General features: G+C 40.2%; 15 protein-coding genes, 1 pseudogene and 1 riboswitch. Of the genes and pseudogenes, 9 read left to right on the forward strand and 7 right to left on the reverse strand.

Annotated features, from left to right (window positions below; translation table 11 throughout):
- Positions 1 to 342 (reverse strand): annotated as a pseudogene (locus ABI367_RS09445) (voltage-gated chloride channel protein); the annotation flags it as partial.
- A 33-nt stretch (positions 343 to 375) separates the two neighbouring features.
- Positions 376 to 438: riboswitch (Fluoride riboswitch) on the reverse strand.
- Positions 439 to 526: 88 nt separating this feature from the next.
- Here ABI367_RS09445 and ABI367_RS09450 point away from each other — a divergent pair.
- From ABI367_RS09450 to cysD, 8 genes are all read left to right on the forward strand, one after another.
- Complete coding sequence (locus ABI367_RS09450) at positions 527 to 1,357, forward strand: MOSC domain-containing protein (RefSeq protein WP_462227936.1); 831 nt, start codon at positions 527 to 529, stop codon at positions 1,355 to 1,357.
- Between the two features lie 31 nt (positions 1,358 to 1,388).
- Complete coding sequence (locus tag ABI367_RS09455) at positions 1,389 to 1,670, forward strand: Rdx family protein (protein WP_462227938.1); 282 nt, start codon at positions 1,389 to 1,391, stop codon at positions 1,668 to 1,670.
- Positions 1,671 to 1,736: 66 nt separating this feature from the next.
- Complete coding sequence (locus ABI367_RS09460; protein ID WP_462227939.1) at positions 1,737 to 2,177, forward strand: RrF2 family transcriptional regulator; 441 nt, start codon at positions 1,737 to 1,739, stop codon at positions 2,175 to 2,177.
- Between the two features lie 184 nt (positions 2,178 to 2,361).
- Positions 2,362 to 4,455, forward strand: coding sequence for a HEPN domain-containing protein (locus ABI367_RS09465; protein WP_462227940.1), 2,094 nt, complete (start codon positions 2,362 to 2,364; stop codon positions 4,453 to 4,455).
- Positions 4,456 to 4,468: 13 nt separating this feature from the next.
- Positions 4,469 to 5,974 carry a TSUP family transporter gene (locus ABI367_RS09470; RefSeq protein WP_462227941.1) on the forward strand — a complete coding sequence of 502 codons (1,506 nt, stop codon included), beginning with the start codon at positions 4,469 to 4,471 and terminating at the stop codon, positions 5,972 to 5,974.
- A gap of 1 nt (position 5,975) precedes the next feature.
- Positions 5,976 to 6,686 (forward strand): phosphoadenylyl-sulfate reductase, encoded by a 711-nt coding sequence (locus ABI367_RS09475; RefSeq protein WP_462227943.1) that lies wholly within the window; start codon positions 5,976 to 5,978, stop codon positions 6,684 to 6,686.
- 52 nt (positions 6,687 to 6,738) lie between these two features.
- The gene (locus ABI367_RS09480) at positions 6,739 to 7,176 is read left to right on the forward strand and encodes a hypothetical protein (RefSeq protein WP_462258074.1); all 438 of its coding nucleotides are present in this window, start codon (positions 6,739 to 6,741) and stop codon (positions 7,174 to 7,176) included.
- 57 nt (positions 7,177 to 7,233) lie between these two features.
- A complete protein-coding gene (gene cysD / locus ABI367_RS09485; RefSeq protein WP_462227945.1) occupies positions 7,234 to 8,142 on the forward strand; it encodes a sulfate adenylyltransferase subunit CysD in 909 nt (302 codons plus the stop codon).
- Between the two features lie 96 nt (positions 8,143 to 8,238).
- Here cysD and ABI367_RS09490 read toward each other — a convergent pair whose 3' ends face one another.
- The 6 genes from ABI367_RS09490 to ABI367_RS09515 form a co-directional block, all read right to left on the reverse strand.
- Positions 8,239 to 8,466 (reverse strand): hypothetical protein, encoded by a 228-nt coding sequence (locus ABI367_RS09490; RefSeq protein WP_462227947.1) that lies wholly within the window; start codon positions 8,464 to 8,466, stop codon positions 8,239 to 8,241.
- Positions 8,467 to 8,574: 108 nt separating this feature from the next.
- A complete protein-coding gene (radC, locus tag ABI367_RS09495) occupies positions 8,575 to 9,273 on the reverse strand; it encodes a RadC family protein (protein ID WP_462227948.1) in 699 nt (232 codons plus the stop codon).
- 79 nt (positions 9,274 to 9,352) lie between these two features.
- Positions 9,353 to 10,366, reverse strand: a complete 1,014-nt coding sequence (locus ABI367_RS09500; protein WP_462227950.1) for a hypothetical protein — start codon at positions 10,364 to 10,366, stop codon at positions 9,353 to 9,355.
- Between the two features lie 273 nt (positions 10,367 to 10,639).
- On the reverse strand, positions 10,640 to 11,233 hold the full coding sequence (locus tag ABI367_RS09505; protein WP_462227952.1) for a hypothetical protein: 594 nt from the start codon (positions 11,231 to 11,233) through the stop codon (positions 10,640 to 10,642).
- Positions 11,220 to 12,581 (reverse strand): AAA family ATPase, encoded by a 1,362-nt coding sequence (locus ABI367_RS09510; protein WP_462227953.1) that lies wholly within the window; start codon positions 12,579 to 12,581, stop codon positions 11,220 to 11,222. The genes ABI367_RS09505 and ABI367_RS09510 overlap by 14 nt, the downstream gene beginning before the upstream one ends.
- A gap of 45 nt (positions 12,582 to 12,626) precedes the next feature.
- On the reverse strand, positions 12,627 to 14,108 hold the full coding sequence (locus ABI367_RS09515) for a glycine--tRNA ligase (protein ID WP_462227955.1): 1,482 nt from the start codon (positions 14,106 to 14,108) through the stop codon (positions 12,627 to 12,629).
- A 142-nt stretch (positions 14,109 to 14,250) separates the two neighbouring features.
- Between ABI367_RS09515 and ABI367_RS09520 the strand changes: the two genes are divergently transcribed.
- A partial coding sequence (locus ABI367_RS09520) for a hypothetical protein (RefSeq protein WP_462227956.1) occupies positions 14,251 to 14,886 on the forward strand: 636 nt, incomplete at its 3' end.

Below are 14,886 nucleotides of genomic sequence, written 5' to 3' on the forward strand. Positions count from 1 at the left end.
CGTAATAATAGTAGTGACAAGTATTATGGGCATCATCTGTTTGGGTACACCGCCGCCGGGTTGGTGTATCTCGTCAATGATCAGGTTGTTTCCTTTTTCGGAAGAACTGCCAATTGCTTTATAAATAAAATGGATAAGGACGCCTGCAAGGGGCAATAAATATAATAGCCATTTATGTGCAAACCTATAATGTATGCTTAGGGTAAGCAGCCATAAAAATAAAGCTACCATACTGCCTATAACCAACGATACAGGCACTATAAGCACCATCCACCTGTATAATTGTTTAATAAGTAAAAATTTACTATCGGAACTTTGAATTGTTTGGGTTGAATTTTTCACCTGCAAATAAGTTATACCACGTTAGGTGGTAGTTAATTTGTAGGCGCCATCAGCAAATGCGGTTTTTGAAAGGAAGACACCATTTCCTTGGGCAAATATAAAATAAATTATGAATAGCAATCATAGTAATGAGTTTTAAACCCATCGCTGTAAAAAGCATCCTAATTAATATCTTTACAACAGCATGTTAAAGGTTAGTGAAATATATATTTATCCTATCAAATCATTAGGCGGCATTAGTTTGCAGCAAGCCGAGGTTACCGACCGTGGGTTTAAATACGACCGCAGGTGGATGCTGGTTGATGCAAATAATCATTTTTTAACCCAACGGGAATTCCCTGCAATGGCCTTGTTAAAAGTTGGTTTAACTCATAACGGTTTACTGGTTACGTATACTAAAGATCAAGCCAATATCCTTATCCCTTTTGAGCCGTTGAAACAGGAATTTTTTGAGGTAACCATTTGGGATGATACCTGCACCGCGCAAGCAGTAAGTGATGAAGCTGATAAATGGTTTACCGGTATACTCGGCTTTAAATGCCGGCTGGTTTATATGCCCGATGAAACTAAACGACATACCGATATTAATTATACCAGCGGAAAAGAAATAACATCATTTGCTGATGCGTACCCGTTTATGTTGATAGGCCAGGCGTCGCTGGATGAATTGAACGGTAGGTTGAACCAACCCCTGCCTATTAACCGTTTTAGGCCCAATATGGTATTTCCAGGCGCGTTGCCCTTTGACGAAGATATTATGGACGAGTTTGTCATTAATAACATCCCTTTTAACGGTGTTAAGCTATGTGCCCGATGCGTAATTACCACCATTGATCAAACGGATGCGTTTAAACGAAAAGAGCCTTTAAAAACGTTAAGTACCTATCGCTCAAAAAACAATAAAATATACTTTGGGCAAAACGCGGTGCATTCGGGTACAGGCATAATTAAGGTTGGGGATGAATTAAAGATCATCACCAGACATACGGAAGAACGATTTATAATACCGTCCTGATTCTTGCATCTTAATTCTCGACTCCAATAAAATGAAACCAACCATAACCATTGAATATTGCCCTAAGTGCCGCTGGATGTTGCGCGCGGCTTACATGGCGCAGGAACTGTTAACCACCTTTGAGGATGATGTATACGGTGTAACCCTGCACCCCAGCGAGATATCGGGCAGATATAACGTTAGGATTGATGGCGTTAAAATATTCGACCGTAAGGAAGAAGGTCGTTTTCCGGAGATAAAAGAATTAAAGCAATTGGTACGCGATAAGGTAAATCCGGATAAAGATCTTGGACATTCGGATAAAAAAGTATAGCAAATCTATAGCATTAGTTGTAGTGAAAATGTTTAGTTATATTTGTTATGTATTTAACTGAAATAAATGCTTTCAAAAAAGACCAAATATGCCATTAAGGCCTTAGTGATATTGGGTAAGAATATCGACCAGCCCCCTATGCAAATTCAAAAAATTGCCGAACAGGAGCATATACCCAAAAAGTTTCTGGAGCAAATTTTACTTGACCTTCGTAACGCAGGTTATTTATACAGCAAAAAAGGTGCAGGTGGTGGTTATTCCTTAAATAAGGACCCTAAAGAAATATTTTTGGTAAGCATCCTCCGAATTACAGACGGTCCTGTCGCTATGCTGCCCTGTGCCAGCTTGAATTTTTACCATAAATGCGATGAGTGCCAACTGGAAACCACTTGCGGCATACGTGATGTTTTTGTTGATGTACGCGATGCTACGCTGAATATCTTATCAAAAACCAGCATTGCCGATATTATAGCCCGCGAAACCACGCTTACATCGCTCAATATTTAATTATCATTTAAATGTTAAATTGTTTACTTTGTCTATAAAAACTACCATTTCCATATAGTATGTATATTTTTATGTATATTTTTGAAATGTGTAGGCAAAAGCATACTTTTGCAGCCGATAATTGATCATAATACTACTGTGGCTTTAAGTAATAAAGCTGCTTAATATAATAAAACACACAACTATGCAAAGCTTCAGAACAGAGCTGGAAAACCCGATTGTTGAAAAAGATATTATAGATCTTGAAAAAAAGATCAGGGATTTTCGTGAAGGTAAAATACATGATGAGAAATTCAGGAGCTTGCGTTTAGCGAGGGGGATTTACGGGCAGCGCCAACAAGGCGTACAAATGATACGTATTAAATTGCCATTCGGAAAAGTATCCTTTAAACAAATTTTACGCATAGCCGATATATCTGATGAGTATGCAAGTCGCAACCTGCACTTAACCACCCGCCAGGATATACAAATACATTACGTTAGCCTGGACAGGACACCCGAATTATGGGCAAAACTGGAGCAGGATGATATTACATTGCGCGAAGCCTGCGGTAATACCGTTAGAAATATAACCGCCTCGCCTGATGCCGGTATCAATCCCAAAGAACCTTTTGATGTATCACCTTATGCTTATGGTACATTTGAATATTTATTACGCAACCCGGTTAACCAGGATATGCCACGTAAGTTTAAAATTGCCTTTTCATCAAGTGATGAAGATACCGCCTTTGCTTTTGCGCATGATATTGGTTTAATACCTAAGTTAAAACCTAACGGCGAACGTGGTTTTAAATTGATGTTGGGCGGTGGCTTAGGCGCACAGCCAATGCTGGCCAGTATAGTTGAAGAGTTTTTACCGGAAGATCAACTGGTGCCCTATATAGAGTCAATGCTGCGTGTATTTGACCGCTATGGCGAGCGTAGCAACCGTAACAAAGCTCGTTTAAAATATTTGATCCAAAAACTGGGCTTAGACGAAGTTTTGCGTTTAGCACAGGTTGAAAGAACAGCTAACAAAGTAAAAACCTATAAAATAAACCGCGATGCGGTACAACAACCTGTAATACCACAGCCAACCGGTTTAGAAAGTGTTGCACCTGTTAACCAGTTAAACTACCAGCAATGGTTAGACACTAACGTTTTTGAGCAAAAACAAGAAGGTTATTATGGTGTGTATATAAAAGTACTTAAAGGTGATATTCCAACAGATCAGGCACGTAAATTAATAGCCGCAATTCAGTCATTGGTTGCCGATGAGATACGCATTACTGCAAACCAGGGTCTGCTATTAAAATATGTAACCAAACAGGCGCTGCCTGCTTTATTTAATGCCTTAACCGAAGTGGGTTTAGCTGCGCCGGGTTTTGACAGTGTGGCTGATGTTACTACCTGCCCCGGTACTGATACCTGTAACCTGGGTATTTCAAACAGCATGACCTTTGCAGCTGTTGTTGAGGACCTGATATATAAAGAATACGCCGATCTGATATATAACCGCGATATTAAGATCAAGATAAGCGGCTGTATGAACTCGTGCGGACAGCATAGTATGGCACATATTGGTTTTCATGGTAGTTCATTAAAAGCCGGTGCCAGGGTGTTGCCATCCATGCAGGTAATGCTGGGCGGCGGTATTGTTGGCGATGGCGTGGGCCGTGCCGGCGACAGGGTTATTAAAATACCTTCAAAACGCGCTACTGACGTGTTGAGGGCATTGCTAAATGATTATAAAGCAAACTCAACCGAAGGCGAAATATTCCATAGCTATTACGACCGCAAGGGCAAGGATTATTTTTACCAGATGTTAAAACCGTTAGCCGACTTAACTACCCTTACCGATGAGGAGTTTGTTGACTGGGGGCATATGGAAACCTATGCTTCTGCAATTGGTGTTGGCGAGTGCGCGGGTGTGGTGATTGATTTGGTTGCTACACTGTTATATGAAGCTGACGAAAAAATGGAATGGGCCAACGCATCATACGAAGCCGGTTCATGGGCTGATGCTATCTATCATGCTTACAGCGTGTTAATAAGTTCAGCTAAAGCGTTGCTTTTAGATAAAGGAGTTAACAGCAGCACACACGGCGGTATTATTCGTGAGTTTGATACGCAGTATGTGGCTACTAACGAGATAAGCCTTAATGGCAGCTTTAATGACCTAATATTGCAGATAAATCAAAATGAGCCGTCAGAATCATTCGCGACAGCATATTTGGCGCAAGCCGCTGATTTTTTGGCAACCGTTAAAGTAAAAAGAGAATTGTTATTACAGTCGTAATAAGTAAAGCATTATGACCCTGTTACCCGAAAATAACATAGCAGATCTGCAAGAAGATAAAAAAACAGGAAACCAGCTGTTCCCTGTTTTTTTAAAGCTTAATGAATTGCATACCGTGTTGGTGGGTGCAGGTAATGTTGGTTTAGAGAAACTAACTGTTGTTTTGCATAACAGTCCGGAGGCAACGGTAACCGTTATTGCCGAAAATATTATCCCTGAGATATATCAGTTGGCGGAGAAATTCCCTAAACTAACCATTAATCAAAAGTCATTTACTGATGATGACCTTAATACAGCTGATATAGTTATAGCTGCTACTGATAACAGTAAACTAAACGCTTATATCCGCGAATCGGCACATCAGCGTAAATTATTGATCAATGTGGCTGATAAGCCGGATCTTTGTGATTTCTACCTGGGTTCAATCGTACAAAAAGGTGATCTGAAAATTGGTATTTCTACCAATGGTAAATCTCCTACTATAGCCAAAAGACTTAAAGAAGTATTAAACGAGAGTCTGCCGGCAGAGTTAGATATCACCCTACAGCAAATGAATGATTTGCGCAATACGCTAAGCGGTGATTTTGCTTATAAGGTTAAAACCCTTAATGAAGCTACCGCGGTATTGGTTGAGCCTACAGGGCCCAAAAGGAACAATTTAAGTTGGATTATTTGGGGTACCATTGTTCTATCATTAATTATTGCCATAACCGGCCTTTGGTATAACGACGCCGATTTTCGTGTGTATGCACAAAATATCAATCCGGTATTTTATTATTTTTTAGGGGCAGGCTTTTTATTTGCGTTGGTTGATGGCGCCATAGGCATGTCGTATGGTGTTACCTCTAACGCGTTCTCTATAGCAATGGGGATATCGCCGGCTACGGCAAGCATGGGCGTACATTTATCAGAAATACTAAGCAATGGCATAGCAGGCTGGATGCATTACCGTATGGGCAATGTTAACTGGAAGCTTTTTAAATTATTGGTACTTCCCGGTATTATAGGGGCTGTAACGGGTGCATATTTATTATCTTCCTTAGAGCATTATAGTAATTATACCAAGCCATTTATAGCTTTTTATACGCTAATTTTGGGTGGGGTAATATTGTCCAAGGCTTTTAAAATCAACAGAAAAAAATCAGCCGATAAAGTAAAAAAAATAGGTCTTTTAGGCCTTGGTGGCGGTTTTATTGATGCTGTTGGCGGCGGCGGTTGGGGTTCAATAGTATTATCAACTTTAATTGCAGGTTGCAGGCATCCCCGTTTTTCATTGGGCTCAGTTAAACTATCCAGGTTTTTTATAGCACTAAGTAGCTCTTTAACCTTTATTACCATGACAAATGGTGTTCATTGGGAACCGGTGGCAGGTTTAGTAATTGGCGCCGCGTTGGCCTCGCCTATTGCAGCTAAAATATCCAACAAAATATCTGTAAAGGCTATCATGGTTGCTGTGGGCATAATCGTAATTATAACCAGTATAAGAAGCATAGTTATATTTGTAGATAAATTAATATAAGATGAGTGTGGAAATAGAGAATGTAAAATGGGAAACTGCCGGATTAGGCCCTGTTGAGGCTTTGCAAAAGCTGGCAGACTTGTATCCGGGCGAAATTGTGTTTTCAAGTAGTTTTGGCTGGGAAGATCAGGTAATTACCCACATGATATTTGCCAATAATATCCCCATTAAAATATTTACGTTAGAGACCGGCAGGTTATTTCCCGAAACCTATTACGTTTGGAACCGTACCATGGAAATGTATGGCCAGCCTATACACGCATATTATCCGCAACACGAGTTATTGGAGCAAATGGTGAATGCTAAGGGCCCAAACAGTTTTTACGAATCGGTGGAGAATCGTAAAGAATGCTGCGGCATACGTAAGGTTGAGCCTTTGAACCGGGCTTTAAAAGGTAATAAATGCTGGGTAACGGGTATACGTGCAGAACAATCAGCCAACCGACAATTTATGGAGAATACCGAATGGGATGAAGCGCATGAATTAGTAAAGTTTCACCCTATTTTTGATTGGACGCTTGATCAGGTAAAGGAATATATTAAGCAATACAACGTGCCCTATAATACGTTGCATGATAAGGGTTTTCCAAGCATAGGCTGTATGCCCTGCACCCGTGCCGTACGCGAAGGCGAAGATTTTAGGGCCGGCCGCTGGTGGTGGGAAGATCAGTCGAAAAAAGAATGTGGCTTGCACGAACACGAAGCGAAATAATTATTGATTTAATGAATTAGTGAATTATTGATTTAAATTCGCCGACTCAACTATGAAAAAAGGACTATTACTTTGTTTGAGCTTATTGATAACTACGATGTTATTATTTGCAAATAGCATATTTAGTAATGGTGCCGTTATCGCGTCTGCTAAAAAAAATATTCAGGCCAGAGATACATTAGAATTTAGGGCAAGTACTTACGTTATACAGCCCAATGATAAATTAGAGGATCTGTTAAAACGTATATCAGCTATATCGGTTGATAAAGATGGTAAAGTATATTCACAGGGCGATCAGGTAACAAAATTATTGGTTGACGGTGAAGAATATTTCAGTGATGATGTAACCGTTGCCGGCCATATCATAAGAGCTGACCAGGTAGATAAGATTAAAATTTACTGGCGATTGAGCGATCAGGCCAGTTTTACCAATATTGATGATAACGTGAAAATTAAAACCATGAATGTTATCTTAAAAAAGAAAAAGTAACTAATTATTGGTTTTATTCACTAAATCAATAATTCAATAATTCACTAATTAAAAATAATGAGTAAACACAACCAACTGGATTATTTAGACGAGCTTGAAGCAGAAGCTATACATATTCTGCGTGAGGTAGCCGGCCAGTTTGAGCGCCCCGCGCTTTTATTTTCGGGAGGTAAAGACTCCATCACCCTGGTACGTTTGGCCGAGAAGGCTTTCCGACCGGGCAAGTTTCCTTTTCCGCTGGTACATATTGATACCGGCCATAACTTTATTGAGACTATTGAATATCGAGATGCCATGGTTGAACGCCTGGGCGAGAAACTAATAGTTGGTTTGGTACAGGATTCAATTGATGAAGGTAAAGTAGTTGAACAAACCGGTAAAAACGCCAGCAGAAACGCTTTACAAACTGTAACTTTATTAGATACCATAGCCAAACATAAGTTCGATGCTTGTATTGGCGGTGCCCGCCGTGACGAGGAGAAAGCCCGAGCTAAAGAGCGTATATTTTCTGTTCGCGACGAGTTTGGTCAGTGGGACCCCAAACGTCAGCGTCCTGAATTATGGGACATTTACAACGGTAAAATACATAAAGGCGAAAATGTAAGGGTATTCCCTATTAGCAACTGGACCGAATTAGATGTTTGGAACTACATACGCCGCGAAAAAATAGACCTGCCTACGATATACTTTGCGCATGAGCGCGAAACTATTGTACGCAATGGCCAATTAATGGCCGCCTCCCCTGTTTTAAACATGGATGAGGACGATATAATTGAACGCAGAACAGTACGTTTCCGTACCGTTGGAGATATGACCTGTACAGCCGCAGTAGCATCTGAAGCATTTTTAATAGATGATATTATTGATGAAATAAGCGCTTCGAAAATAAGCGAGCGCGGCGCACGTATGGATGATAAAGTATCTGAAGCCGCGATGGAAGATAGAAAAAAGGGCGGTTACTTTTAGCCCTCTAACCCCCTGAAGGGGGAACGATAGTTGATAAATTAAATAATTAATAAAAAAATAAAAGTCTCCCCTTTAGGGGAGATTTAGAGGGGCAAATTAATCATCATTATCCGTATCACCATCATCGCCAATATCAAGCGTGTAGGCTGATTCTGCGGCATCGTATGCGCGTTGCAACTTGTCGGTGTCAGCGTAATCTACTGTGTCGCCTGATTCAGGCAAGTCATCCAAACCGTTCGAATGCACGTCTTTCTGGCTTAGCTGGTCGTCGGCATCGTTATCGTTCTGGTCGTCGATGGGTATTTGGTTGTCTGGAGTTATCATGGCGTTAAATTTTGTTTAAAGATAACGCTATTGTGAGCAGGTTGTTTCCAATTTTCGCCATAAAATCATCTTTCGGACTTTACTGACTTTGCGGACTTTCGGACTTCCCTAAAAATGCGCCTCATCCGCCAAACTATAAAACCCTTTGTCGGTAATAATCAAATGGTCGAGTATCCTTATATCCAATAGTTTGCCGGCTTCGGCTAATTTTTTGGTGAGGTGAATATCCTGGTGACTAGGGCTTAAATTGCCCGAGGGATGGTTATGAAAAAGGAAAATATTTGTTGCCTGGTGCTGCAGCGCCATACCGAAAATAATCTTGGGGTCGACCGAAGTTTCGGATAGGCCGCCCCGACTTATTAACTCTTTGGCTATCATCTTTGATGAACGGGTTGTCAGCATAATCCAAAACTCTTCGTGCTTCAGGTCGATGAAATGGCGCTTCATGATGTTGTAGGCGTCTCGGCTGCTGCCGATGTGCTCCGGGTCGGGGCTGTTGGTATCGTTGCGCCTGCGGCCGATTTCGAGCGCGGCTATGATAGAGATTGCCTTGGCTTCGCCGATGCCTTTAAATTTGGAAAGTTCCGGTATAGATGCCTTTCCGAGCTTATTCAGGTCGTTATCGTAATGGTGCAGGATGCGTTTGCTTAGTTCAACGGCCGTTTCGTTCCTGCTGCCCGAGCCTATCAAAATGGCAATCAGCTCCGCATCGGTTAAGGCACGACGGCCCTGCCCGCTTAGCTTTTCGCGCGGCCGGTCTTCTTCTGCCCATGATTTGATGCCGATTTTGTTTGTGTGGTTTTCCATTTATGTTATGCCCGGCTTTTTGAGTTCCGGGTTTAAAAAATGAAAATTAGTAAACTAATCGCTAATCTCCTATCAATAATCACAAACCGCTGCTCACCACCAATACTTCAAAAGTACCGGGGATTAGCGATGGCCTGAATTCGCCCGCTTTTTTGGGGCCGAATTTACCGGTTGGCAAATACAACAGGTGACTTACCTGGTCAACCGCCAGGGTACGGGCGCCGGCTTTTGTTTTAAGATTTTGAACAACACTAAATTTATTGGCCGATAATTCTTTGATAATGGTTAACGTGCCGTCACCGTTTGACGAGTAAACTGTTTTTAGCTTTTTATCAAACCCTACGGCATCGCACTCATCGCCTATGTGCAAAGTGGTTACTACTTTCCCGTTGGTGGCATCCATTACTACCAGTAACTTATTATCGCAGCCGGCAAACAGGCGCATGGTATTTCTGTCGATAGCTAAGCCCGAAGCGCTTTTGCCGGGAGCAATTGGCCAGGTGTTTACGATTTTATAGGTGGTGGCGTCTATCACGTCGATCTCGCTTTTTTCGGCATTGTTAACGTATATTTTTCCTTTGCCATCGCTTGCAGCAGTTTCAGGCCAGCCGGTAAGTTGTACCGTGGCTACGGCTTTGTCGGTGGCAGGGTCAATAAACGTCATGTTTTTGCTTTTGCCGTTACAGCTGATGACCTTCTTCGAATAATCATCATACAAAATACCGTCGGCAAACATACCCGTCGGCACATGGGCGAGTATTTTAAAGGTTTTAAGGTCGAAAACCGCTACGCTGGCAGCCGAACCGTTGGTAATGTACCCTTTGCCCAGCTGGCTTACAATGGCAATACCGTGCATATCTTTTTCCGTTTTTATAACCCCTATCGAGTCGCCGGTAGTTTTGTTTAAAACGTTTACCTGGTTGCCGTGCGATACGTAAAGCCTGTCGGAAGCCGAATCGACGGTGATATAATCATAGCCGCCACTGCTTTTGATATGGAATGTTTTTGACAGGTGGTAAGCCGCTTTTTTTTGCGCGTAAACCGATGTAATTACTGCCGAAAGCAGTACGATAGCGATGGTAATCTTTTTCATGTTCCTAATATTGCCGGGTTATACAGCAATATTAGGAATGAAAGTTGTTTTCTTTTGGTATAATCGGCCGGGAGGTAGAATTTATAGACGAAGGCTGAAACTCGCCCTTGTTGTCACCAAGAAACAGAGTTTGACAGTCATTACGTTTTCCGATGTACCGCCAGCTTCTTCTTCACACAATAATCATCGTGTTGTTGGTGACAATAACGGCAAAATGCCGATTTTGTGGTCGTAATTATTCATATGTTGGATTACAATGGCCGCCATTTCAAATCACAGGCTTCTGGATAGAGCTATCAAATTGTCTACATCCAAATTAAACTTATATTCAATAGCTGTTGCAAAACTTAGGTTATCCTGATCTTCAATCATCTTTTTTATAAATAATTCCTCATCGTCACCGCATAAAACTTTCAACGCATTAATCCTATTTAAATGCTTAACCCGATCTGTGTAAAGTTCATATTTATTAACACCTAAAAAATCAATCAAGTTTTGTGCTTCAACATCCGGCCTGTTTATCGTCTCAAACAAACCATTTTCAAACTTTATCCTGGTAGTCAAATCTAAACTATGCGGGATTAAAACTGGTAAAAAAGGGTCAATCTTATAAGGCTTGTGGCTATTTAACCAATGTAGTGTTGCGTACCAATTATAATAATAATCACCGGGTGTATTCTTTTTTCTGGGATCGAAATGCTCAATATCAACGCTATCAGTTTGTTTTATAAATCGTTCTGAGTAAGCACAAAAACCCTGCTGTTCATTAATAAGCTGGTTTCTGATATCAATTCTATCACTAACATTCGCGTAACTCAAATTATCAGCAACTATCTGGGAGTCATTCACCTTTTTAAGATACCTCATCAGTGGTAAAGTTATAAGCGTTGCCTATTTGAATAAACTCGTCTAACAATTTGCTTTTTTGCTCCCTATCCGTAATCGCCGGAATAGTCAATTTTAATTCAATATAGCGCTCCCATTTTTTCACTCCTTCTTTTCCCAATAAACTACGGATGTTGAAGTCCTTAGATAGCAAGTCATTCGGATCATCTCCGACAGGTGTTTCTCCATTTTTCCAAAAAACACTGCCGTCCATATTGAATTCTAAGATTATTCTTTCATAAGGTTCAAACTGAGCTGCAATTATCGGACTATGGGTAGCAACAAAAAACTGTGTCTCTTTAATTATATTTAAATAAGTTTCTATTAAATCATATAGGAAGTCAGGGTACAAATTATTTTCCGGCTCATCTATCAACAAAAAACCGTTTTTAATTTCTCTGTTAAAATACAATGAATATACATGACCCAAAGTGAAGATAAACTTCCTTATGCCACTACTTAGTTGGTTATATTCAATTCTACGATTTTCGCCTTTTAGATTAATATATGCCTTTAAATTATCGTTTAATTGAACAGGATTAGATGCATTCTTACTATCAAATTCCAAATTTGCTTTACCTAGAATTCTATTCCAAAGTATCGCTATCTCATCCAGTATCTTTGGATTTTTTTCATCAAAAAGAGCTTGAACTTCCCTAATTGTTTTGTCAAGATTAACATCTAATTTCTCAAATTCACGCAGATCATTTTCTCTTTTTTTTATTTGGTATGTTAGTATATTCCAAAAATTTGTTATTGTGTCAGTTGAAATAAAATGATAATGATCAAAGGAATCAAAAAGCTTAAGAGCTTCATTGAGTGAAGTCGCAGGAACATCTTTGATTTGTGAATAAAGATTTTGATTTCCTTCGGACGGTATATAAATTAACAAATCCCCTAAATTCTTATTAGCCTTTAAAAGTTCTGTGGCAATTTCATCAGCGACTAAATATGGGTTTAAATTGTGCGATTGACCAAGCCTATTTACGTTACCATCAAACATGGTAAATAACAGCCTTTTCCAATTGGGGATGTGATCTATTTCTTTTTTAAAAAAAAAACATGGTGGTCCAGATCTTACAAAATAAAATTCTTCGCCCCTAAACTCAATCTTATAAATAATCCCATTTACATCATTTGTTCTATTAAAATTTCGAATATTGGATTGTATGATATTTAGCAAATTGGATTTGCCGGTACCGTTCCTTCCAATTAAACAAATTTTGTCCAAAGGCTTACCTGTTTTTGGGTGGGATTTAGGGTAAGTAAAGTCAATTTCAAAGTCTTTAAATTGCAAATAGTCATGTATATAAATCCCAAGTAATTTCATAAGTTCAATTTACAATATAATCTGTAAAATTAATACGATTGTTTTCTACCCCAACAAATTCTTCCAGCTTACCAAATCACCCAATATCTTCTCCAGCTGCCCAACATCCACACGCTCCTGTGCCATGGTGTCGCGGTGGCGGATGGTTACGGTGTTGTCTTCTAAAGTCTGGTGGTCAACAGTGATGCAAATTGGCGTACCTATGGCATCCTGGCGGCGGTAGCGCTTGCCAATGGCATCCTTCTCTTCGTATTGCAGATTGAAATCAAATTTTAGCCTGTCCATTATCTCGCGTGCCTTTTCGGGCAGACCGTCTTTTTTTATTAACGGGAAGATGGCGGCCTTTACCGGGGCCAAACAAGGGTGCAGGCGTAAAACGGTGCGGCTATCCTGTTTTTCTTCGGTGCTCAGGTCTTCTTCCTCAAAGGCGTTTATCATCGTTAACAAAAACATCCTGTCCAAGCCAATTGATGTTTCAATAACGTAAGGGATGTAGTTACCGTAAGGTTTCTCCGTTGCAGGGTCAACCTCCGGGTCGAAGTACTGCATCTTTTTGGTGCTGAACTTCTGGTGCTGGCTCAAATCGAAATCGGTACGGCTGTGTATACCTTCCACCTCTTTAAATCCAAATGGAAAATCAAACTCGATATCGAAAGCAGCATCGGCATAATGCGCCAGCTTAACATGCTCATGGTAACGGTATTTTTCTGCCGGGGTTCCTAAAGCCAAATGCCATTTCAGGCGGGTTTCTTTCCATTTATCAAACCACTCGCGCTGTGTGCCGGGGCGTACAAAGTATTGCATTTCCATTTGCTCAAACTCGCGCATACGGATAATAAACTGGCGGGCAATTACCTCGTTACGGAAAGCCTTACCTATCTGTGCTATCCCGAACGGAATTTTCATCCTGCCCGATTTCTGAACGTTCAGGTAGTTTACAAAAATCCCCTGGGCAGTTTCGGGGCGAAGGTAAACCACGTCGGCATCATCGGCCACAGCGCCCATCTGGGTGCTGAACATCAGGTTAAACTGGCGTACATCCGTCCAGTTGCGGGTACCGCTGATGGGGTCGGCAATTTCATGAGCTACTATTAAATCTTTTAAGCGGGTAAGGTTTTCCATTTTCAGGGCCTCATCCAATTCCTCCTGTAGTAACTCAGCCTTATCGGTTTTACCATCTTTTTTATAACGTTCTATCTTATCTTCCAGCAGCTGGTCGGCACGGTAGCGTTTGTTGCTGTCTTTATTGTCAATCATCGGGTCGCTGAAACCATCAACGTGGCCACTGGCCTTCCAGATTTTCGGGTGCATAAATATGGCAGAATCAATACCGACAATGTTCTCGTGCATCTGCACCATGCTTTTCCACCAGTAGGTTTTGAGGTTATTTTTCAGTTCCACACCATTCTGGCCGTAATCATAAACAGCGCTCAGGCCATCATAAATTTCACTCGAGGGGAAAACAAAGCCATATTCTTTTGCGTGCGATATAACGTTTTTAAAAAGTTCGTCGGTTGATTTGCTCATAATAGCGCAAAGATATGTTTTTTTGGAAAGTCGGAAAGTCCGAAAGTCGGGAAAGATTAGCCGCGACAAAAAGCAAGCAATAACAATTTGTAATTCAATATTTTAATCGGATATTAAGGGGTTCAACCAAAGCCTCTTTTTTATGCCTTATAAAATAGAAAATTATTATTTAGCAGTCTTGTTTTTATTAAAAACTGAAACTGACGTAAATTTATTAGAAGTTGGCGATTTAAATAAAAATGAAATTTGGGCAATTTTGGTAAATCTTAGTGAACTACAACTTGTAAATCTTTCCAAAACTCACGCCTTCATATCAGATAAAGGGAATTTGTATTTAAAAATGAATCTGCTTGAATTGGAAAATAAATTGATAGATTTTATTAAAAAAAGGAGTAGTGAAATTTCAAGTAAAGTAAATACTACTGAGTTCATGGTCGATAATTTTATCAAACCTGATCCTAAATCCGTTAAAACTACCAATGATAGAGATTTTGGTGTATTCTTTATAAAAAGTGTCGAAAGCAAGAATATTATTGAATATGACAAAGAAACGCTTGAGCATGTTAATTTTTGGTTTGTCGATACCGCAGGTACAATCAAGCGATGGTTTGATAATTTGGATAAACCTCTGTATATAAATCTAAAAAAACACCCAGCTGGCAGTATTTTGTCAAATACATTGCCTATAAAAACACCAATAACAGATAATAAGCCCACACATTTAGCAGTCACCTCAAAAATTAAAAAATCAAAAAGTATATGGAAAAATGAACTCATG

This window comes from Mucilaginibacter sp., assembly GCF_039935595.1.
GTDB lineage: Bacteria > Bacteroidota > Bacteroidia > Sphingobacteriales > Sphingobacteriaceae > Mucilaginibacter.